17 protein-coding genes are annotated in these 18,472 nt (G+C 71.9%); 5 read left to right on the forward strand and 12 right to left on the reverse strand.

Translation table 11 applies throughout. The annotated features are described in order from the left end of the window. Positions 1-118: 118 nt before the first annotated feature. The 5 genes from cbiE to ACSMXR_RS04875 all read right to left on the reverse strand — a co-directional run bounded on the left by cbiE (position 119) and on the right by ACSMXR_RS04875 (position 5,025). Positions 119-1,357, reverse strand: coding sequence for a precorrin-6y C5,15-methyltransferase (decarboxylating) subunit CbiE (cbiE, locus tag ACSMXR_RS04855; protein WP_218526739.1), 1,239 nt, complete (start codon positions 1,355-1,357; stop codon positions 119-121). A gap of 146 nt (positions 1,358-1,503) precedes the next feature. Further along, positions 1,504-2,190, reverse strand: a complete 687-nt coding sequence (locus ACSMXR_RS04860) for a GNAT family N-acetyltransferase (protein ID WP_218526738.1) — start codon at positions 2,188-2,190, stop codon at positions 1,504-1,506. Positions 2,191-2,291: 101 nt separating this feature from the next. Beyond that, the gene (locus ACSMXR_RS04865) at positions 2,292-3,158 is read right to left on the reverse strand and encodes a MetQ/NlpA family ABC transporter substrate-binding protein (protein WP_030088465.1); all 867 of its coding nucleotides are present in this window, start codon (positions 3,156-3,158) and stop codon (positions 2,292-2,294) included. A gap of 89 nt (positions 3,159-3,247) precedes the next feature. After that, positions 3,248-3,919 carry a methionine ABC transporter permease gene (locus ACSMXR_RS04870; RefSeq protein ID WP_030088464.1) on the reverse strand — a complete coding sequence of 224 codons (672 nt, stop codon included), beginning with the start codon at positions 3,917-3,919 and terminating at the stop codon, positions 3,248-3,250. Next, positions 3,916-5,025: a methionine ABC transporter ATP-binding protein gene (locus ACSMXR_RS04875; protein ID WP_473171299.1), complete on the reverse strand. Its 1,110-nt coding sequence runs from the start codon at positions 5,023-5,025 to the stop codon at positions 3,916-3,918. Before ACSMXR_RS04875 ends, ACSMXR_RS04870 begins: the two co-directional genes overlap by 4 nt. 601 nt (positions 5,026-5,626) lie before the next feature. Between ACSMXR_RS04875 and ACSMXR_RS04880 the strand changes: the two genes are divergently transcribed. Both ACSMXR_RS04880 and ACSMXR_RS04885 read left to right on the forward strand, forming a co-directional pair. Further along, the gene (locus ACSMXR_RS04880) at positions 5,627-5,986 is read left to right on the forward strand and encodes a hypothetical protein (RefSeq protein WP_218526736.1); all 360 of its coding nucleotides are present in this window, start codon (positions 5,627-5,629) and stop codon (positions 5,984-5,986) included. A gap of 1 nt (position 5,987) precedes the next feature. Next, positions 5,988-6,428 (forward strand): hypothetical protein, encoded by a 441-nt coding sequence (locus tag ACSMXR_RS04885; protein ID WP_030088458.1) that lies wholly within the window; start codon positions 5,988-5,990, stop codon positions 6,426-6,428. 37 nt (positions 6,429-6,465) lie between these two features. On the opposite strand, the gene ACSMXR_RS04890 is transcribed toward ACSMXR_RS04885, so the two are convergent. The 3 genes from ACSMXR_RS04890 to ACSMXR_RS04900 all read right to left on the reverse strand — a co-directional run bounded on the left by ACSMXR_RS04890 (position 6,466) and on the right by ACSMXR_RS04900 (position 8,847). Then, a complete protein-coding gene (locus ACSMXR_RS04890; protein ID WP_137232257.1) occupies positions 6,466-6,969 on the reverse strand; it encodes a GNAT family N-acetyltransferase in 504 nt (167 codons plus the stop codon). Between the two features lie 46 nt (positions 6,970-7,015). Continuing rightward, the gene (locus tag ACSMXR_RS04895; protein WP_137232256.1) at positions 7,016-7,561 is read right to left on the reverse strand and encodes a sigma-70 family RNA polymerase sigma factor; all 546 of its coding nucleotides are present in this window, start codon (positions 7,559-7,561) and stop codon (positions 7,016-7,018) included. Between the two features lie 128 nt (positions 7,562-7,689). Further along, positions 7,690-8,847 (reverse strand): glycerophosphodiester phosphodiesterase, encoded by a 1,158-nt coding sequence (locus tag ACSMXR_RS04900; RefSeq protein ID WP_473171300.1) that lies wholly within the window; start codon positions 8,845-8,847, stop codon positions 7,690-7,692. 264 nt (positions 8,848-9,111) lie between these two features. Between ACSMXR_RS04900 and ACSMXR_RS04905 the strand changes: the two genes are divergently transcribed. Further along, positions 9,112-9,783 (forward strand): lysophospholipid acyltransferase family protein, encoded by a 672-nt coding sequence (locus tag ACSMXR_RS04905; protein WP_030088450.1) that lies wholly within the window; start codon positions 9,112-9,114, stop codon positions 9,781-9,783. A 77-nt stretch (positions 9,784-9,860) separates the two neighbouring features. On the opposite strand, the gene ACSMXR_RS04910 is transcribed toward ACSMXR_RS04905, so the two are convergent. Further along, the gene (locus tag ACSMXR_RS04910) at positions 9,861-11,405 is read right to left on the reverse strand and encodes an MFS transporter (protein ID WP_473171301.1); all 1,545 of its coding nucleotides are present in this window, start codon (positions 11,403-11,405) and stop codon (positions 9,861-9,863) included. Then, a complete protein-coding gene (locus tag ACSMXR_RS04915) occupies positions 11,402-11,953 on the reverse strand; it encodes a TetR/AcrR family transcriptional regulator (protein WP_103507467.1) in 552 nt (183 codons plus the stop codon). The genes ACSMXR_RS04910 and ACSMXR_RS04915 overlap by 4 nt, the downstream gene beginning before the upstream one ends. Before the next feature lie 222 nt (positions 11,954-12,175). Here ACSMXR_RS04915 and rox point away from each other — a divergent pair, with 222 nt between their 5' ends. Then, positions 12,176-13,627, forward strand: coding sequence for a rifampin monooxygenase (rox, locus tag ACSMXR_RS04920; protein WP_473171302.1), 1,452 nt, complete (start codon positions 12,176-12,178; stop codon positions 13,625-13,627). A gap of 81 nt (positions 13,628-13,708) precedes the next feature. Beyond that, positions 13,709-15,877: an RNA polymerase recycling motor ATPase HelR gene (gene helR, locus ACSMXR_RS04925; protein WP_473171303.1), complete on the forward strand. Its 2,169-nt coding sequence runs from the start codon at positions 13,709-13,711 to the stop codon at positions 15,875-15,877. Between the two features lie 30 nt (positions 15,878-15,907). On the opposite strand, the gene ACSMXR_RS04930 is transcribed toward helR, so the two are convergent. After that, positions 15,908-16,879 carry an aldo/keto reductase gene (locus ACSMXR_RS04930; RefSeq protein WP_137232252.1) on the reverse strand — a complete coding sequence of 324 codons (972 nt, stop codon included), beginning with the start codon at positions 16,877-16,879 and terminating at the stop codon, positions 15,908-15,910. A 138-nt stretch (positions 16,880-17,017) separates the two neighbouring features. Further along, positions 17,018-18,445, reverse strand: a complete 1,428-nt coding sequence (gene argH, locus ACSMXR_RS04935) for an argininosuccinate lyase (protein ID WP_364888998.1) — start codon at positions 18,443-18,445, stop codon at positions 17,018-17,020. Positions 18,446-18,472 lie beyond the last annotated feature (27 nt).

The following is an 18,472-nucleotide window of genomic DNA, read 5'->3' on the forward strand; positions in this document are numbered from 1 at the left end:
CCGTACCACAGTGCGGACCAAAACGGTCCACTTTTCCGGACATTGACGAACGAAGCGACGAACGGCCGGGCGCGGTACAACAATCGGCCAGCCTACCTCGCGTACCGGGCCGAACGGGTCAGGGGGCGAGGTCCGAACGCCGCGCGGACAGCAGGAACACGACCGACCTTTCGCGCTCGGTCCAGGCGGTGGTGTCCAGGTCGACGGACTGGAGCAGGGAGCACTCGACCGTGTAGCCGTTGCCGGTGAGGGCCCCGCCGAGGGCCTCGGCCTCGTCCCGGGTCGAGGCGTGGGTGACGATGCGTTCGGGGCGGCGGTCGGCGACCGCGGTGGCCACCGGCACTCCCCCGCCGCCGATCCGTACGACGTCCGGTTCGGGCAGCCGTTCCAGGACGTGCGGGGCCTGGCCGCGGACGACCTGGACGGGGACGCCGAAGGCGCGGGCGGCGGCCTCGGTGCGGGCGCAGGCGGCCGGGTCGGCGTCCACGGCGAGGACGGCCGCGCCGAAGCGGGCCGCCTCGACGGCCAGGGCGCCGCTGCCGGAGCCGATGTCCCAGAGCAGGTCGCCGGTGCGGGGGCCCAGGCGGGCGAGCTGGGCGGCGCGCAGGCCGGGGAACTCGCCCTCGCCGGCCTCCTGCATCCGCTCGGCCCCGGCCGCCCGGTAGGCCTCGGCGGGCAGGGCCCAGCCGCGTATGCCCTGGGGGTAGGCGGGCCGGCGGCCGGCGATCCAGGCGCCGGCGGTGGTGGTCTCGGGGCCGCTGCCGATGACGATGACGACGTTGGGGTCGCGCCAGGCGTGGTCGGCGGCCTTGTCGGAGGTGAGGACGGTGACGCGCTCGCGGTCGGTGCCGAGCTCCTCGCAGATCACGAAGGTGCGGTGGACGCCGTCGAGGAGGAGGGCCAGTTCGGCGGGTCCGGCGCCCGGTGAGGTGAGGACGGCGACCTTGTGGTGGGCCCGGCAGACGTTGACCGCGCGGCGCAGGGTGCGGGGGTGGGCGACGACGATCTGGGCGTCGTCCCAGGGCATGCCGGCCCGGGCGAAGGCGGTGGCCACGGAGGAGACGGCGGGGACGACCTCGACCTCCAGACCGTGTTCCCGGGCGCGCAGGGTGCGGACGACGCCGAAGAAGCCGGGGTCGCCGTCGGCGAGGACCACGGCGCTGCCGCGGTGTCCGGCGATCCTGCGGGCGGCCAGGTCGACGCTGCCGAGGCGGATGCGTTCGGCGTTCGGGGGCACTTCCGGCAGGGCGAGGTGGTGGGCGGCGCCGGCGACGAGCGTGGCGGCCGAGAGCGCGGCCGTGGCCGCTCCGGGCAGTGGCGAGCCGTCCCAGCCGATCACCGTGACCCGGTCGGCCATCGTCGTCTGTCTCCTGGGGTGTCGGAGGGTGCGGGGTGTGCCCGTGCGGTACGGGGCGTTGCCCGTGCGGGGCGTTGCCCGTGCGTGCCGGGCAGGGGTGAGGGTATCCGGTCCGGACCTTTGGCTCCGCGGGGGGCCTCGGGGTGCTACTTCCAGTCGTTGTAGGTGCCGTAGCCGCCGGCGTCGGCGAGCTGTTCGGCGACGCCTTCGAGGTCCTCGGGGAGGAGTCCCCAGACGATCAGGTCGGTGCGGATGTCGGTCCAGCCGCCGTCGGTGCCGTTCTCGGTACGGGTGCGGGCGATGCGGGCGTTGCGCAGGACGCCCTCGCTGATGCAGCCGAGCTTCTGGGCGACCTGCTGGGAGGCGGTGTTGTCGGCGGGGGTGCGCAGCTCGATGCGTTCGAAGCCCTGGTCGCGGAAGAGCCATTCGGCTATGGCGAGCACGGACTCGGTGGCGTACCCCTCACCGCGGGCCCAGGGAGCGGTGATGTAGCGGACCTCGGTGGAGCGGGTGCGCCAGTCGGTGTTGAGGAGGCGGACGCTGCCGACGAGCCGCTGGGTGAGGAACTCGGTGACGGCGAGGGCGATGCCCTGGCCGGAGGTGCGTTCGGCAGGAGCGATCCTGCGGACCCAGCGTTCGGCGTCGACCTGTTCGTACGGGTTCGGTCCGTCCATCCACGCGACGACCATCTCGTCGTTCATCATCTCGATGTACGCGGGGATGTCGGCCGTTTCGAAGGGGCGCATCACCAACCTGTCCGTGCTGATGGAGATGGACGGAAAGGTGGTAGTCATGCGCAGCTCCATGCCGAAGACCGGGTAAAAGCACAGCATGCAGCATCGGGTCCGCCTTGTGCATGGGCGGGTCGGCACGACGGAGCCCCGCACCTCCGGGCGGAAGGTGCGGGGCTCCGTCGACAAGTACCGGTCGGGCTTCAGGACTTGGCGGGTGCGCCGAAGGCCGGGACGATCGAGCCCTGGTAGGTGTCCTCGATGAACTTCTTGACCTCGTCGGAGTTGAGGAGCTTGGCGAGCTTCTCGACGCGCGGGTCGTTCTCGTTGCCGTCCTTGACCGCCAGGAAGTTGGCGTACGGGTTGCCCTCGGCCTTCTCCAGGGCGAGGGAGTCCTTGGCCGGGGAGAGCTTGGCCTCCAGGGCGTAGTTGCCGTTGATGACCGCGGCGTCCACGTCGTTGAGGGCGCGGGGCACGGTGGCGGCCTCCAGCTCCTTGAACTCCAGGCCCTTCTTGTCGGTGATGTCGCTCAGCTTGGCGCTGGTGCCGACGCCGTCCTTGAGGGTGATCAGGCCGTTCTCGGCGAGCAGCTGGAGGGCGCGGCCGCCGTTGGTGGTGTCGTTGGGTACGGCGATGGTCTGGCCGGCCTTGATGTCCTTGAGGTCCTTGACCGTCTTGGAGTAGAGGCCGAGCGGCTCCAGGTGGACGTTGACCACAGGCACGATGGTGGTCTTCTGCTTCGCGTTGAAGTCGTCCAGGTAGGGCTTGTGCTGGAAGAAGTTGGCGTCGACCTGGCCGTTCTGGGTGGCGGTGTTCGGCAGGACGTAGTCCGTGAACTCCTTGACCTCCAGCTTGAGGCCCTCCTTCTCCGCCAGGTTCTTCTTGACGAAGTTCAGGATGTCGGCGTGCGGCGTCGGGGACGCGGCGACGACCAGGGCCTTCGAGGTGTCGGCGTTGGCGCCGGTCTCGCTCTTGGAGGCCGGGTCGGAGTCCGTACCGCAGGCGCTCAGGCCCAGGGCGAGGGCGGCGGCGGAAGCGACGGCAGCGGTGATCTTGATGTTCTTGCGCACGAAAAGTGCCTCTTTCTTGTGGTGGTGGTGCGCCCGGACAAGGAGTTCGGGCTCGATGGGGAGAGAAAGTCGGGGGCCGGGTGGCCGCCTCAGGAGGCGGTGCGGCCCCGGCGGGCCAGCAGCCGGACGGCGAGGTCGCCGATCAGCTGGATCACGGTGACGATGACGATCAGCAGCGCGACGGTGATCAGCATGAACTGGTTGTCGAAACGCTGGAATCCGTAGGTGACGGCCTTGGAGCCGAGCCCTTCGCCGCCGACCGCGCCGGCCATCGCGGAGTAGCCGATGAGCACGATGAGGGTGGTGGTGACGCCCGAGACGAGCGAGGGCAGGGCCTGCGGGAGGAGCACCTTGCGGACGATCGTGGGGATGGAGCCGCCCATCGACTGCACCGCTTCGACGAGTCCGTGGTCGACCTCGCGGATCGCCGTCTCGACGAGCCGGGCGAAGAACGGGATGGCTCCGACGGCGAGCGGCACGATCATCGCGGTGGGGCCGATGAAGGTGCCGACGACCCAGGTGGTGAAGGGGATCAGGGCGATCAGCAGGATGATGAACGGCAGCGAGCGGCCGATGTTCACGATCACGCCGATGACCTTGTTCACCACGGTGTTCTGGAGCAGTCCGCCCTTGTCGGTGAGGACCAGCAGAACGCCGAGCGGCAGTCCGCCGACGACGGTGACCAGCGCGGACCACAGCACCATGTAGAGGGTGTCGACGGTGCCCTGGGTCAGCAGAGGCTGCATTTCGGACCAGGTCACTTGACGACCTCCTTGGTGATCGCGGCGGGCGCCTGCTCAGGTACGGCGGGGGCGGCGGGCGCCGTGGTCCCGGCGGCCTCCGCGGTGGCCCTCGGGCCGGTCTCGTCCTCGACGACCTCGGCCTGGAGGCCCTGTTCGCGCAGGAAGCCGATGGGGACGACGTTCTCCTCGAAGCGGCCGGGCAGCTCGATGCGCATCCGGCCGATCTGCTTGCCCGCGACGGTGTCCATCGCGGCGCCGAGGATCGAGATGTCGATGTTGTACGTCCGCGAGAGCTGGGAGATGACCGGCTGGGAGGCCGACTCGCCCTGGAAGGTGACGTCGACGACCGTGCGGTCCGGTCCTGAGGCGGTGCCGCCGACCGGGAACAGCTCGTGGGCCAGTTCGGAGCCGGGGGTGGCGAGGAGTTCGCCGACGGTTCCGGACTCGACGATCCGGCCGCGCTGCATGAGCGCCGCGGAGTCGCAGATGGTCTTGACGACGTCCATCTCGTGCGTGATGAGCAGGACGGTCAGGCCGAGCTGCTGGTTGAGGTCGCGCAGCAGCTGGAGGATGGAGCGGGTGGTCTCGGGGTCGAGCGCGGAGGTCGCCTCGTCCGAGAGCAGCACCTGGGGGTCGCCCGCCAGGGCGCGGGCTATGCCCACCCGCTGCTTCTGGCCGCCGGAGAGCTGACCGGGGTAGGACTTCGCCTTGTCGGCGAGGCCGACCAGGTCGAGCAGCTCCTTGGCCTTGCGGGTGCGTGCCTGGCCGGAGACGCCGAGGATCTCCAGCGGCAGCTCCACGTTGTCCAGGACGGTGCGGGAGTCCAGCAGGTTGAAGTGCTGGAAGACCATGCCGATACGGGTGCGTGCCCGGCGCAGTTCGGCGCTCGCGCGCCGGCCGCGGCCGGCGAGGGCGGTGAGGTCCTGGCCGGCCACCGTCACGGTGCCGGAGGTGGGGCGTTCCAGGAGGTTGACGCAGCGGATGAGGGAGGACTTTCCGGCGCCGCTCTGTCCGATGACGCCGTACACCTCGCCTTCGCGGACATGCAGGTCGACGCCGTCGAGTGCGGTGACCTCACGGTCGCGCGACTGGTAGACCTTCGTGAGGCCCGTCGTGGTGATCACAGGGGTTTCCGTCACTGTCGAGTGCGCGGCGCGGTGTCCGCCGGGCACGGGGCATTCGTCTGAAGAGACTGTTCGGGCTGGTCGGCCGGGGGTCTCGGCATGGCTGTACGCGGCGGTCGGCCGGGGGGCAGCGCATGCGCGGGCGCGCTCGTTCCGCGGGGTGCGGACGGCGCTGGCTCGGTCTCGCTTCGGGGCGCGAGGCTCAGGCGGGGGCCCTCAGAAGGCGCGCATTCGACACATACAACGAGCACCGGGCGTGCTGATCGCCTCGGTCGCAAGGGTGCGGCTGCTCGTCGTGGTCATGGGCCCAAGTAAAACAGACGTGAGGTCTCCACGATCCCGGCTGTCCGGATAGCGGACAGTGCTGGATGGTCGGACGCCGGCCTTCCGGTTCCCCTGTCCGACCCCCGCAACACGTCTGCGACCTGCGATGACAGGAGTATTACGGGGGTACGTCCGGCGGCGTTCGGGCGGCCTGGGAGCGGAACTTCGGCCGCCGGTTGTGGTCAAGGCCACGGTCATCGCCGCCGGGGTCGTGGCCGCCCGTGTGGTGGCCGGGGCCGCACGCGGGCGGACGTTCCCTCCGTAATACCCTCGACTCATGCTTGACGCCCTGACGGTCGCGGTCGCCGTGGCCGCGCTCGCCCTCGCCGCCTGGTGCGGACACGCCGCCTACCGGGACCAGCCGACGAAGGACTGGCACTTCATCGGGATGGCGGTCGTCTCCGTGCTGGCGCTGGCCCAGTTGGCAGTGGGCGTCGTGCAGCTGGCGCGCGGGGAGCGGCCGGAGCAGGGGATGGCGGTGTTCATCGCCTATCTGATCGGTTCGTTCGCCGCCGTGCCCGCGGCCGGGTTCCTGTCGTTGACCGAGCGGACCCGCTGGGGCTCGGTCACGGTGGCGGCGGGCGCGATCGTGCTGGCGGTTCTGGAAGTCCGGCTCTATGACATCTGGGGAAACTGACGTGAGCGACACCGACCGCCCCGAGGTGGACGCGGCCCCGAAGCCGTCCTTCGAACTGGGCACCGGTCCCGGCCGGGTCCTGGTCTGGTTCTACGGGGTGTTCACGGTCGCGGCGGCCTCGCGCTCGATCGTCCAGATCATCATCGACTTCGACCGGGCGCCGCTGGCGTACGTGCTCTCGGCCGTCGCGGCCGTGGTGTACGGCTTCATCACGTACTCGCTGGTGCGCGGCGGGGAGAAGGCACGCCGGGCGGCGCTGGTGTGCTGTGCCGCGGAGTTGCTGGGCGTGCTGGTGGTCGGCGCGTGGACGCTTGCCGAGCCGGCCGCCTTCCCGGACGCGACGGTGTGGTCGGACTTCGGGATGGGCTACCTCTTCATCCCGGTGATCCTGCCGGTCACCGGGATGATCTGGCTGCGCCGCGCGAAGACGGTCGCGGTCTGAGCGTCTGCCGCTCCGCTCCGCCGCGCGCGGCGCACGGTCAGGCGCTGGCCACGTAGTCCCGGTCGGCGGCGTCCTTCTCCAGCAGGACCATCTGTACGCCGTCGGCTCCGGTGACGGCCCCGACCTGGGCGTATCCGGCCCGCCGGTAGAGCCGCAGATTGCCCTCGCTGCGGTGGCCGCTGTGCAGCCGGAAGCGGGTCGCGGACCGCTCGGCGGAGAGCGCCGACTCGGCGGCCAGCAGCAGCCGGGCGCCGAGGCCGTGGCCCTGGAGCCGGGGGTGGACGCAGAGCTTGCCGATCAGACCGGTGCCGTCGGGATCGGTGAATCCTCGGACCGCGCCGACGACTTCGTCCCCGAGCCGGGCCACGAACACCAGGTCGTCGGCGACTTCGGCGCGCAGCGAAGCGAGGCTCTGGACGAGCGGATCGATCCGGTAGTTGTCGTACAGCTCCGCCTCGCGCTGGAAGCAGAGGTACTGAAGTCTGAATATCTGCTCGACGTCCTGTGCCGTCGCCGCCGAGATGGTCACGCTCATGCCCATGTGTGCACGCCTCCCGCTCACCTGTCCGCCGGTTGCCTACCGCTCCCTATCCCCGCACGGATGGGGCGACAACCTCCGCAGCCAGCATTCTGCGCAGACATCCAAGGCAACGGGAACGGATCGGGCCCAAGCTCCCCTGTGACATACCCAACTCCCCTGCGATTTCCCGGTAGGTCGGGTCGCTGGGGGCGAGCATCGCCGCCAGCAGCCGGGGGCAGTGTCCGGGCAGCCGGGCCATCGCGGAGCGCAGCGCCCGGCGTTCGGCGGCGCCGATCGCGGCGCGTTCCGGGCAGTCGGCCGGCCCGGCGGCGGGTTCCGTTCCGGCGTACGGGCGTTCCCGCCGGGCCGTGCGGCGGCCTCTGCGGGCCTCCGCCCGTACGGTGTCGCGCACCCAGCGGGCCGGGTCGGCGGGCGGTCCGGCGGCGGCCGGGCGCTCCAGGAGTCGCACCCAGACGCTCTGTTCGAGGTCGGCGGGGTCGACCCCGGCGGCCGGGGCCTCCGCCCTCGCCTCCGCGCGCACCAGGGGCTGTAAGGCGCGGACGACGTGGGCGGTGGCCGCGGCCGCGTCGAGGTCATGATCGAGAAGCGTCATGCCCCGGCGGACGTGCCGGTGGGGGCGGCCGGTTGCTCCGGGCGCGCCGCACCACCCGACCGGGGCATGCGGGGGCGTACGGCTGACGGCGCGCCCCGCGTACGGGAGGTGCGCCGCCCCGTACCGCCTCAGCGCCCCGCGTGGTCCGCCGCCGCGAGGAGGGCGGTGTCCGGGTGGTCGGCGAAGATGCCGTCGATGCCGGTGGCGAGGTAGGCCGCGTAGGCGCCGAACACGTCCCCGTAGGCGTTGGGGTCGGTGCCGCGCCGGAAGTCGGCGGGCAGGAAGCTGTTCTCGTTGCGCAGCGTGTACGGGTGCAGCAGCAGGCCCTTGGCGTGCGCGTCCCGTACCAGCGTGGTCGGGGTGGTGAGCCGGCCCGCGGCGTCCTTCGGGATGACCAGGTCGAGCGTGGGGCCGATGCCCTGGGCGAAGGAGGCCAGCCACTTCAGCCCGGCGGGCTTCACCAGATCGGCGACCGTGCGCGGGTCGCCCGACTCGACGAAGTCCCAGGGGCGCTCCTTGGGGCCGGAGAGCAGGACGATGCGCGGGGTGTCGACGAGCCGGGCGAGGCGCTGGACCGAGCCGGGCTCGAAGGACTGGAGGATGAGCGGGGAGTTCCGGCGGTCCCGGCCGTACCGGCGCAGCAGCCGGGCGAGCGGCTCCTCCAGGCCGAGGCCGAGCTTGCGGAAGTAGGTGGGGTGCTTGGTCTCCACGTACAGCCAGACGGGCTTACCGCGCTTGCGGCCCTCCTTCTCCGCCCAGCGCAGGACCTCCTCGAAGGTGGGGATCGTCCAGCGGCCGTCGTAGAGGGTGTTGTCCGGGCGGTTGCCCGGGATGCGCTCCTTGGCCCGCAGGGTCTTGAGCTCGGCGAGGGTGAAGTCCTCGGTGAACCAGCCGGTGTAGGAGACGCCGTCGATGCTCTTGGTGGCCTTGCGGCCGGCGAACTCGGGGTGGTCGGCGACGTCGGTGGTGCCGGTGATGTCGTTCTCGTGGCGGCAGACGAGGTGGCCGTCCTTGGTCGGCACGAGGTCCTGCTCGACGATGTGCGCGCCCAGGTCGAGGGCCAGCTGGTAGGAGCCGAGCGTGTGCTCGGGGCGGTAGCCGCTGGCGCCCCGGTGGCCGATCACCGTCGGCACGGGCAGATCGCGCAGCGATCCGTGGCCGCCGCCGTGACCGCGCCCCCGCTCGGCCGCCTGGGCGGCGGCGGGCAGGCCCAGGGCCGCCGTGCCGAGGACGGCGGCGCCCAGCAGGGTCCGCCGGCCGGGGGTCTTCCGCGCACGCTCCGTCATGAATGCTCCTCGCTCGGTGATGTCCGGGACCGGTCCAGCGAGGCCCGATCGTAGGCTGGGAGACGTACGAAAGGACGGACCGTCGGCCAACATGGCGGAAACACACGTCAACACTGCGTATCCGCTTCGTGAACCCGATGTGCGATCAGCGCATACCCGCGAGTATCGTCCTCACCTGCACCGACCATCATCCGTCGGCACCGGCCACCGCCCGGTGGACCCCGAACCACCGCGGCCGGCCCGGCCACGACACCGGAGGAACCGTTGTCCCGTCTCACGGTCATCAAGGCAGTGCTCGGACCGATTCTGCGCCTGATGTTCCGCCCCCAGGTGGAGGGCGCCGAGAACATTCCCGGGACCGGGCCGGTGATCCTCGCGGGCAACCACCTCACGTTCATCGACTCGATGATCATGCCGATCTGCTGCGACCGGCCGGTGTTCTACATCGGCAAGGACGAGTACGTCACGGGCAAGGGGCTCAAGGGCCGGCTGATGGCCTGGTTCTTCACCGGCTGCGGCATGATCCCGGTGGACCGGGACGGCGGCCGGGGCGGGGTCGCGGCGCTGATGACCGGGCGCCGGGTGCTGGAGGAGGGGCAGGCCTTCGCGATCTACCCCGAGGGCACCCGCTCCCCCGACGGCCGCCTCTACCGGGGCCGTACGGGCATCGCGCGGCTGACCCTGATGACGGGTGCGCCGGTGGTCCCCTTCGCGATGATCGGGACCGACAAGCTCCAGCCGGGCGGTGCGGGTCTGCCCCGGCCGGGCAAGGTCACGGTGCGCTTCGGCGAGCCGATGGAGTTCTCCCGGTACGAGGGCATGGACCGCGACCGCTATGTGCTGCGGGCGGTGACCGACTCGGTGATGGCCGAGGTGATGCGGCTGTCCGGCCAGGAGTACGTGGACATGTACGCGACGAAGGCGAAGGCCGCCTGACGCCGTAGGCCGTCCAGGACACGGGAAGGGCCCGCACCCACGCCGGGGTGCGGGCCCTTCTCCGTGACCGGGTGCGGCTACGGGTGTTCGATGCCGTCCTCCAGCTTCTGGCCCCGCAGCAGGAACCAGGCGGCGACGGCCGCCGCCAGCAGGACCGCCGCGCCGACGCCCGCGGCCGACCGCAGTCCGTCGACGAACGCCTCCTGGGCCGCCGCCACCAGCGGCCCCGCCTGGGCGGCGGGCAGCGTCCCGGCGGCCTCGACCGCCCCGCCCAGCGACTCGTGGGCGGCCGCCTCGACGCCGGCGGGGATGCCGGACGGGGTCGGGAAGCCCCGGTAGACACCGGTGACGATGGAGCCGAGCAGGGCGATGCCGAGGGCCGCGCCCAGTTCGTACGCGGTCTCCGAGACGGCCGAAGCGGAACCCGCCTGCTCCTTCGGGACGCTGGAGAGGATCACGTCGGCGGTGACGGTGAAGGCGAAGCCCGCGCCGACGCCGACGACCAGCAGCATGGCGCCGAGCAGCGGATAGCCGGTGTGCTGGTCGAGCAGCGTGACACTGCCCAGGGCCAGACCGACCGCGGCCAGGCCGCCCGAGACGACGGAGCGGACCGTGAAGCGGCGGGCGGCGAATCCGGCCAGCAGACCGGCGGTCACCGCGCCGATCGCGGCGGGCAGTTCGGCGAGTCCGGCCTCCAGCGGGCCCCGGCCCTGCACCAGTTGCAGGAACTGGGAGAGGAAGAAGACCAGGCCCGACAGTCCGAGGATGGTCAGCAGGTCGGCGAGGACCGCGCCGGAGAAGCCCCGGTGGTGGAAGAGCCGCATGTCCAGCAGGGGCGCGGGCAGCCGCAGTTGCCTGCGGACGAACCAGGTGAGCGCGGCGACGCCGAGCACGGCCGCCGCCCCGGCGTCCCAGCTCACCCCGTGCGAGGCCGTCTCCTTGATGGCGTAGACGACACCGATCATGCCGACCAGCGAGAGCCCGACGCTGAGCATGTCCCAGGGGCCCGGGGCCGGGTTCTTGGACTCGGGGATGAGCTTGATGCCGACGACGACGAGGACGGCCATCACGGGCAGGTTGATGAGGAAGACCGAACCCCACCAGAAGTGTTCGAGCAGGAACCCGCCGACGACCGGGCCGACCGCCGCGCCCGCCGAGGCCATCGCACCCCAGATCCCGATGGCGAGGCTGCGCTCGCGCGGGTCGTGGAAGAGGTTGCGGATCAGGGCGAGGGTGGACGGCATCAGGGTGGCGCCCGCGACACCCAGGAGCGCCCGGGCCACGATCATCATCTCGGGCGAGGTCGCGTACGCGTTGAGCACGGAGACCGCGCCGAACGCGACGGCGCCGACCAGCAGCAGCTTCTTGCGGCCGATGCGGTCGCCGAGGCTGCCCATCGAGACCAGCAGACCGGCGATGACGAAGGAGTAGACGTCACCGATCCAGAGCAGCTGGGTGCCGGTGGGCTCCAGGTCCTCGCTGAGGAACGGGGTGGCGAGACCGAGGACGGTCGCGTCCACCGCCACCAGCAGCACGGCGAGGACGAGGATGGCGAGCGCGATCCACCGCCCCGGGCGGCGTACCGCGTCCGTGGTGTCCGGGTTCTGGTCGATGCTGGTCATTGCTCCACGCTCCGGCGTGCTCCGCCGAGCAGCAACTCGACGATCATGTGTTGGAAATCCTGTGCGGCGACCCGTCCCACCTGGACGGCCCAGGCGCCGGTGCCGATGAGCCCGTAGAGGGCCTCGGTCAGCCAGGCGGGGGTGAGGTCGATACGGAACTCGCCGCGTTCCTGGCCACGGCGGAAGAAGGCGGAGACGCGGGCGTCGGCCCGGTTCCAGCCCTCGTTGACCTCGTCGCCCTCGAAGAGCTGGTTCTCGTTGACGAGGAAGGACAGCAGTCCGGCGCTGGGCTCGACGGCCGCGATGAGGCGGCGGAGCCCCTCCTCGGAGGTGTCCTCGTCGAGCCGGGCGGCGTCCAGGGCCGCCTCGAACTCCTGGATGCCGAGATCCTCCAGCGCCTTCACCAGGGCGTCGCGCCCGGCGAAGTGGCGGTGGAGGGTGGCGCGGCCGATGCCCGCCGCCCTCGCGACCTCGTCCATGGTGGCGGTCGATTTGTGGGACAGCAGGGCGGCGGCGCTGCGCAGCACCTGCTCACGGTCGAGAGTCATGAGACGACCATAACTCACTTGAGACATCTTCGTCTCATCGGAGGTGTCGGCGACGCAGGGGCGCGGTGCCGCGCGACAGGTCGGGTGGGGAAATAAAAAAGTGGCCGGAGGTAAAACCACTCCTTGCCACTCTTAATTTATAGCGGATGGGGGGCCTTGCCGCAAGGCCCCCCATATACCGCAGAATCGTCCGCATTCGACGTCGACGAAGGCGGAATGGTGATGATCGACGTAATAGTCGTCGGCGGCGGGCCCACCGGGCTGATGCTCGCCGCTGAGCTGCGGCTCGCCGGGGTGCATACAGTCGTGCTGGAGAAGCGGGTGGAGCCGGGCCAGGAGTCCCGGGGGCGCGGACTGCATGTGCGCAGCGTCGAGGTGATGGACCAGCGCGGGCTGCTGGACCGATTCCTGGCGGTCAGTGAGAAATTCCAGGTGGGCGGCTTCTTCGGCGGAATTCGGAAACCGTGGCCGGACCGCCTGGACACCGCGCACCCGTACGGCCTTTCCACTCTGCAGCCGGTGACCGAGCGGCTGCTGCGCGAACGCGCCGTCGAGCTGGGCGCCGAGATCCGGCGCGGCTGCGAGGTGGCCGGGCTGAGCCGGTCCGGAGACACGAACGGGGACGGCGACGAGGCCGGGGTGACCGTCGAGCTGACGGACGGCACGCGGCTCCGCTCGCGCTACGTCGTCGGGTGCGACGGCGGCCGCAGCACCGTGCGCAAGCAACTCGGCGTCGACTTCGCCGGGCAGCCCGCCACGGTCGAGACGCTGCTCGGTGACATGGAGCTGGGCGAGGACCCGGCGACGGTCGCCGCCGTCGTCGAGAAGGTCCGCGGGACGCAGCTGCGGTTCGGCGTCATCCCCAACGGCGACGGCACGTTCCGGGTGATCGTGCCCGCCGAAGGGGTGTCCGAGGACCGGGCGACCGCGCCGACGCTGGAGGAGTTCAGGCAGCGGCTGCGGGCCCTCGCGGGCACCGACTTCGGCGTCCACTCGCCCCGCCGGCTGTCCCGCTTCGGCGACGCCACCCGGCAGGCCGAGCGGTACCGGGTCGGCCGGGTCTTCCTGGCCGGCGACGCGGCGCACATCCAACCGCCGACCGGCGGGCAGGGGCTCAACCTCGGGGTGCAGGACGCGTTCAACCTCGGCTGGAAGCTGGCGGCGGCGGTCAACGGCTGGGCGCCGGAAGGGCTGTTGGACAGCTACCACGCCGAGCGGCACCCGGTGGGCGCGCGGGTCCTGGACAACACCCGGGCGCAGATCGCCCTGCTGGGCACCTCGCCGGGCGCGGTCGCGCTGCGGGAACTGTTCTCCCGGCTGATGGACTTCGAGGAGGTCAACGCGTATCTGACCGGCATGGTCACCGCGGTCGACGTCCGCTACGACTTCGGCGAGGGCCACGACCTGCTCGGCCGGCGGCTGCGGGACCTGCCGCTGAAGCGCGGCCGGCTCTACGACCTGACGCACGAGGGCCGCGGGCTGCTGCTCGACGGCACCGGCCGGCTGTCCGTGGCGGGCTGGGCGGACCGGGTCGACCATGTCGTCGACGTCGCCGAGGGCCTCGACGCCCCGGCCGTACTGCTGCGGCCGGACGGCCATGTGGCGTGGGCCGGTGAGGAACAGGCGGACCTGCACGCCGCGACGGCCCGGTGGTTCGGCGCCCCCACCGCCTGACCGCACGCCGCGCCCGACTCCACCCGGGGGAACGCCGCCCCCGGTACGCACATGTACGCACCGCAGATCGGAACCGACCACGTGAAACCCCTGACCACCAGCGCGTTCGACCTCCCCGACCGTCTCTCCCCCAAGGCCGACCCGGCGCTGATCGCCGATGACGAGCAGCACTTCGCGGCCATCGCCGACTGCCTGGAGCAGTCGATCGCCGAGCTGACCGACCGGCTCGCGGCCGAACGCAGGGCGCCCGGCGGGGCCAGCCGGCAGGCGATGGACCGGGACGTGGAGATCCACCGGCTGACCGCCCGGCTGCGCGCGCTGCGCCGGTTCGGGCTGGATCTGTGCCTCGGGCGCATGGTCTCCGCGGACGGCTCCGGGCCGCTGTACGTGGGCCGGCTCGGGCTCACCGACAGCACGGGCCGCCGACTGCTGCTCGACTGGCGCTCCCCGGCGGCCGAACCGTTCTTCGGCGCCACCCACGCCGACCCGATGGGCCTGGCCAGCCGCCGCCGCTACCGCTGGCAGGGCGGCCGGATCAACGACTACTGGGACGAGGTGTTCGCCCCGGAGGGGATCGCCGGGCATGCCGCGCTGGACGACCAGTCGGCGTTCATCGCCGGCCTCGGCGGCAGCAGGTCGGCCCGGATGCGCGATGTGCTGGGCACCATCCAGGCCGACCAGGACGCCATCATCCGGGCGGGCTCCCGGGGCACGCTCGTCGTCGACGGCGGGCCCGGCACCGGGAAGACCGTCGTCGCCCTGCACCGCTCCGCCTATCTCCTGTACTCCGACCCGCGCCTGGGCCACCGGCGCGGCGGGGTCCTGTTCGTCGGCCCGCACGAGCCCTACCTCGGGTACGTCTCCGATGTGCTGCCCAGCCTCGGGGAGGAGGGCGTACAGACGTGCACCCTGCGGGACCTGGTCGCGGAGGGGGCCGGGGCGGTGGCCGAGACCGATCCGGAGGTGGCGCGCCTCAAGGCGTCGGCAGACCTCGTGCGCGCGATCGAGCCGGCCGTCCGGTTCTACGAGGAGCCGCCCGCCGAGGGCGTACGGGTGGAGACGCACTGGTCCGACATCTGGCTGAGCGCCGCCGACTGGGCCTCGGCGTTCGGTTCGGCGGACCCGGGCACCCCGCACAACGAGGCGCGCGACCAGATCTGGGAGGAGCTGCTCACGATCCTCGTGGACAAGCACGACGGCGACGCCCCGGAGGAGGCGCTGCGCGCCTCACTGCGGCAGAACCGGGAGCTGTTCGCCCTCTTCGACCGGGCCTGGCCGCTGGTCGAGGCGGCCGACCTGGTCGGCGACCTCTGGTCCGTACCCGCCTATCTGCGCAGGTGCGCGCCCTGGCTGAGCCCCGAGGAGGTCCGGCGGTTGCAGCGCCCGGACGCGCGGGCCTGGACGGAGTCGGACCTGCCGGTCCTGGACGCGGCCCGGCAGCGGCTCGGCGACCCGGAGGCGTCCCGGCGCAGGCGTCGCCACGAGGCGGCGGCCGCCGCCGAACGCGAGCGGATGGACGAGGTCGTCGACAGCCTGCTGGCCGACGAGACGCTGGCCGACGCCGACGCGGACGGCGAGGGTGCGCTGGTGATGCTGCGCGGGGGGGATCTGCGCGAGTCGCTGGCCACCGCCGACCGGCCCAGCGGGGTGGAACCCGACCTGCTGGCCGGGCCCTTCGCGCACATCGTCGTGGACGAGGCCCAGGAACTGACCGACGCCCAGTGGCAGATGCTGCTCCAGCGGTGTCCGTCCCGGAGCTTCACCGTCGTCGGGGACCGGGCGCAGGCCCGGCACGGGTTCACCGAGTCGTGGCGGGAGCGTCTTGAGCGGGTCGGGCTCGACCGGATCACCCTGGCCTCGCTGACCATCAACTACCGGACGCCGGAGGAGATCATGGCGGAGGCGGAGTCAGTCGTCCGGGCCGTGCTCCCCGACGCCAATGTGCCGGTCTCCGTCCGCAGCAGCGGCATTCCCGTCACCCACGGGTCCGTGGCGGACCTGGACACGGTCCTCGCCGACCGGCTCGCCGCGCACGACGACGGGACCGCCTGCGTCATCGGCGCCCCCGCGTTCCGGGCGACGACGCCCCGGGTGCGGTCGCTGACCCCGGAGCTGTCGAAGGGCCTGGAGTTCGACCTGGTCGTCCTCGTCGACCCGCAGGACTTCGGCGAGGGCGTCGAGGGGGCGGTGGACCGCTATGTCGCGATGACCCGGGCGACCCGGGAACTCGTCGTCCTGACGAGCTCCTGAGGCCGACGGGTTCAGGGGCCGGGGCGGGTTTCAGTGCCAGGGCAGGCCGGCGCGGTGCCGCCAGTACGCCTCCGGCTCCTCGACCAGGGCGTCGAGGCGGGCCCGCTGCTCGTCGTCCAGGTCGACGACGGCGGCGTGCAGATTACCGGAGAGCTGGGCAGCCGTGGCTGCGCCGGAGAGCACGACGCCCGCCCAGGGCTGGTGCAGGACCAGGGCGAGGGCGACCGCGTCGCCGCCCACGCCCGCGCCGGCCGCGATCTCCTGGAACACGGCGGGGGCCTCCTCCCCGGCGAGCCGCCCGTTGGCCATGCCCTCCTTGACGATCACGGTGAGCCCGGCGTCGTGGGCCTCGGCGAGCGCGGGCGCGGCCGAGGTCTCCAGGGCGTTGTAGGTGGCCTGGACCGTACGGAAGAGGGGTTCGCCGTCGACCGTGACGGCGAGGGCGGCCCGGATCGCCTCGGCCTGGGCGGGGCCGCTGGTGGAGAGGCCGACGGTGACGCCGTCGGCGGCCAGGGCGGCGAGTCGGTCGAGCAGTTCCTTGTCGCTGAGCGCCGGGCTGTCCGGGGTGACCGAGTGGACCTGGTAGAGGCTCAGCCGGTCGCCGAGGAGGGCCCGGGTCTCGGCGTACTGGCGCTCGAAGGTGGCAAGCGAGTGGTCCTTGACCTCGTGGGCCTCGGCCTCGACGCTCCAGTCGGCGGTGTAGGTGTAGCCCCATTTGCTGCCGACGACGAGGTCGGTGAACGAGGGCCTGGCGTCCAGCCACTCGGCGAGGAACTCCTCGGCACGGCCGTAGGAGCGGGCGGTGTCGATGTACCGGACGCCCTGGGCGTAGGCGGCGTCCAGCAGCTCGTGGGTGCGGGCGCGCAGGGCGTCGACGTCCCGGTCGGCGGGCAGGTCCCGGTCTCGGTGGAGATTGATGTAGCCGGGCCTCCCTACGGCGGCCAGGCCCAGTCCGATGTGGGCGGTCGGGGTCGTCGCGGCGGCCAGGGCGGCGAAGGGCATCGCGGGCTCCTCGGGTCGGGTTTCGGTTACTCCTACCCCGGTGAACGTAGTCCGCGACACCCTTCATACACCTGCGACGACACCGTACGTACGTGACGCCGTACGTACGCGACACCGTACGGGTCGTCGGCGCTGCGGCTACCGGCGGGCGGTCGCCCAGGCGTGCTGGGCGGCCAGGTCCTCCTTCACCTCGGCGAGCTGGACGGCGACGGCGGAGGGCGCTGTTCCGCCCCGGCCGTCGCGGGAGGCGAGGGCGCCCCGCACGTTGAGGACGGTGCGGACCTCGGGGGTGAGGTGCTCGGAGATCTTGGCGAACTGCTCGTCGGTGAGCTGGTCCAGCTCGATGCCGTGCTGCTCGCACTCCTTGACGCAGGCGCCGGCCACCTCGTGCGCCACCCGGAACGGCACGCCCTGCTTGACCAGCCACTCCGCGATGTCGGTCGCGAGCGAGAAGCCCGCCGGGGCCAGCTCCTCCATGCGCTCGCGGTTGACGGTGAGGGTGGCCATCATGCCGGTGAAGGCGGGCAGCAGGACCTCCAGCTGGTCGCAGGAGTCGAAGACGGGCTCCTTGTCCTCCTGGAGGTCCCGGTTGTACGCCAGCGGGAGCGCCTTGAGCGTGGCGAGCAGGCCGGTCAGATTGCCGATGAGACGGCCGGACTTGCCCCGGGCCAGCTCCGCGATGTCCGGGTTCTTCTTCTGCGGCATGATCGAGGAGCCGGTGGAGAAGGCGTCGTGGAGGGTGACGAAGGAGAACTCCTTCGTGTTCCAGATGATGACCTCCTCCGCGATCCGGGAGAGGTTCACGCCGATCATCGCGGTGATGAAGGCGAACTCCGCGACGAAGTCCCGCGAGGCGGTGCCGTCGATGGAGTTGGCGACCGAACCGTGCTCGAAGCCGAGGTCGGCGGCGACCGCCTCCGGGTCCAGCCCGAGCGAGGACCCGGCGAGCGCCCCGGAGCCGTACGGCGAGACCGCCGTGCGCTCGTCCCACTGGCGCAGCCGCTCGGCGTCCCGGGAGAGGGACTGGACGTGGGCGAGCACATGGTGGGCGAAGAGAACGGGCTGGGCGTGCTGGAGGTGGGTCCGGCCCGGCATGGCGACGTCGGCGTTGGCCTCGGCGAGGCCGACCAGCGCGCTCTGGAGGTCGGCGATCAGACCGCCGACGATCCGGGCGTGGTCGCGCAGGTACATCCGGAAAAGCGTGGCGATCTGGTCGTTCCGCGACCGGCCGGCCCGCAGCTTGCCGCCCAGGTCCGGGCCGAGGCGCTCCAGGAGCCCGCGCTCCAGGGCGGTGTGGACGTCCTCGTCGGCGATCGTGCCGGTGAAGGAGCCGTCGGCGACGTCGGCTTCGAGCTGGTCGAGCCCGGCGAGCATCCGGGTCAGCTCGTCCTCGGTGAGCAGGCCCGCCTTGTGGAGGACGCGCGCGTGGGCGCGGGAGCCGGCGATGTCGTACGGCGCGAGCCGCCAGTCGAAGTGGACGGACGCCGACAGCTTGGCCAGCGCCTCGGCCGGTCCGTCGGCGAAACGCGCGCCCCAGAGCCGGACGTCACCGTTGTTGCTGCTCACTGCGTGCTCCTCAAAAAGCGAAAGCAA

This window comes from Streptomyces sp. DSM 106670 (genome assembly GCF_055792845.1).

Coding starts and splice junctions, on each gene's coding strand:
- ACSMXR_RS04880 (WP_218526736.1), top strand. CDS start 5,627: ATGCTTGACGCCCTGACGGTCGCGGTCGCCGTGGCCGCGCTCGCCCTC.
- cbiE (WP_218526739.1), bottom strand. CDS start 1,357: ATGGCCGACCGGGTCACGGTGATCGGCTGGGACGGCTCGCCACTGCCC.
- ACSMXR_RS04895 (WP_137232256.1), bottom strand. CDS start 7,561: ATGACGCTTCTCGATCATGACCTCGACGCGGCCGCGGCCACCGCCCAC.
- ACSMXR_RS04860 (WP_218526738.1), bottom strand. CDS start 2,190: ATGCTGTGCTTTTACCCGGTCTTCGGCATGGAGCTGCGCATGACTACC.
- ACSMXR_RS04890 (WP_137232257.1), bottom strand. CDS start 6,969: ATGGGCATGAGCGTGACCATCTCGGCGGCGACGGCACAGGACGTCGAG.
- ACSMXR_RS04915 (WP_103507467.1), bottom strand. CDS start 11,953: ATGACTCTCGACCGTGAGCAGGTGCTGCGCAGCGCCGCCGCCCTGCTG.
- ACSMXR_RS04910 (WP_473171301.1), bottom strand. CDS start 11,405: ATGACCAGCATCGACCAGAACCCGGACACCACGGACGCGGTACGCCGC.
- ACSMXR_RS04900 (WP_473171300.1), bottom strand. CDS start 8,847: ATGACGGAGCGTGCGCGGAAGACCCCCGGCCGGCGGACCCTGCTGGGC.
- ACSMXR_RS04930 (WP_137232252.1), bottom strand. CDS start 16,879: ATGCCCTTCGCCGCCCTGGCCGCCGCGACGACCCCGACCGCCCACATC.
- rox (WP_473171302.1), top strand. CDS start 12,176: ATGATCGACGTAATAGTCGTCGGCGGCGGGCCCACCGGGCTGATGCTC.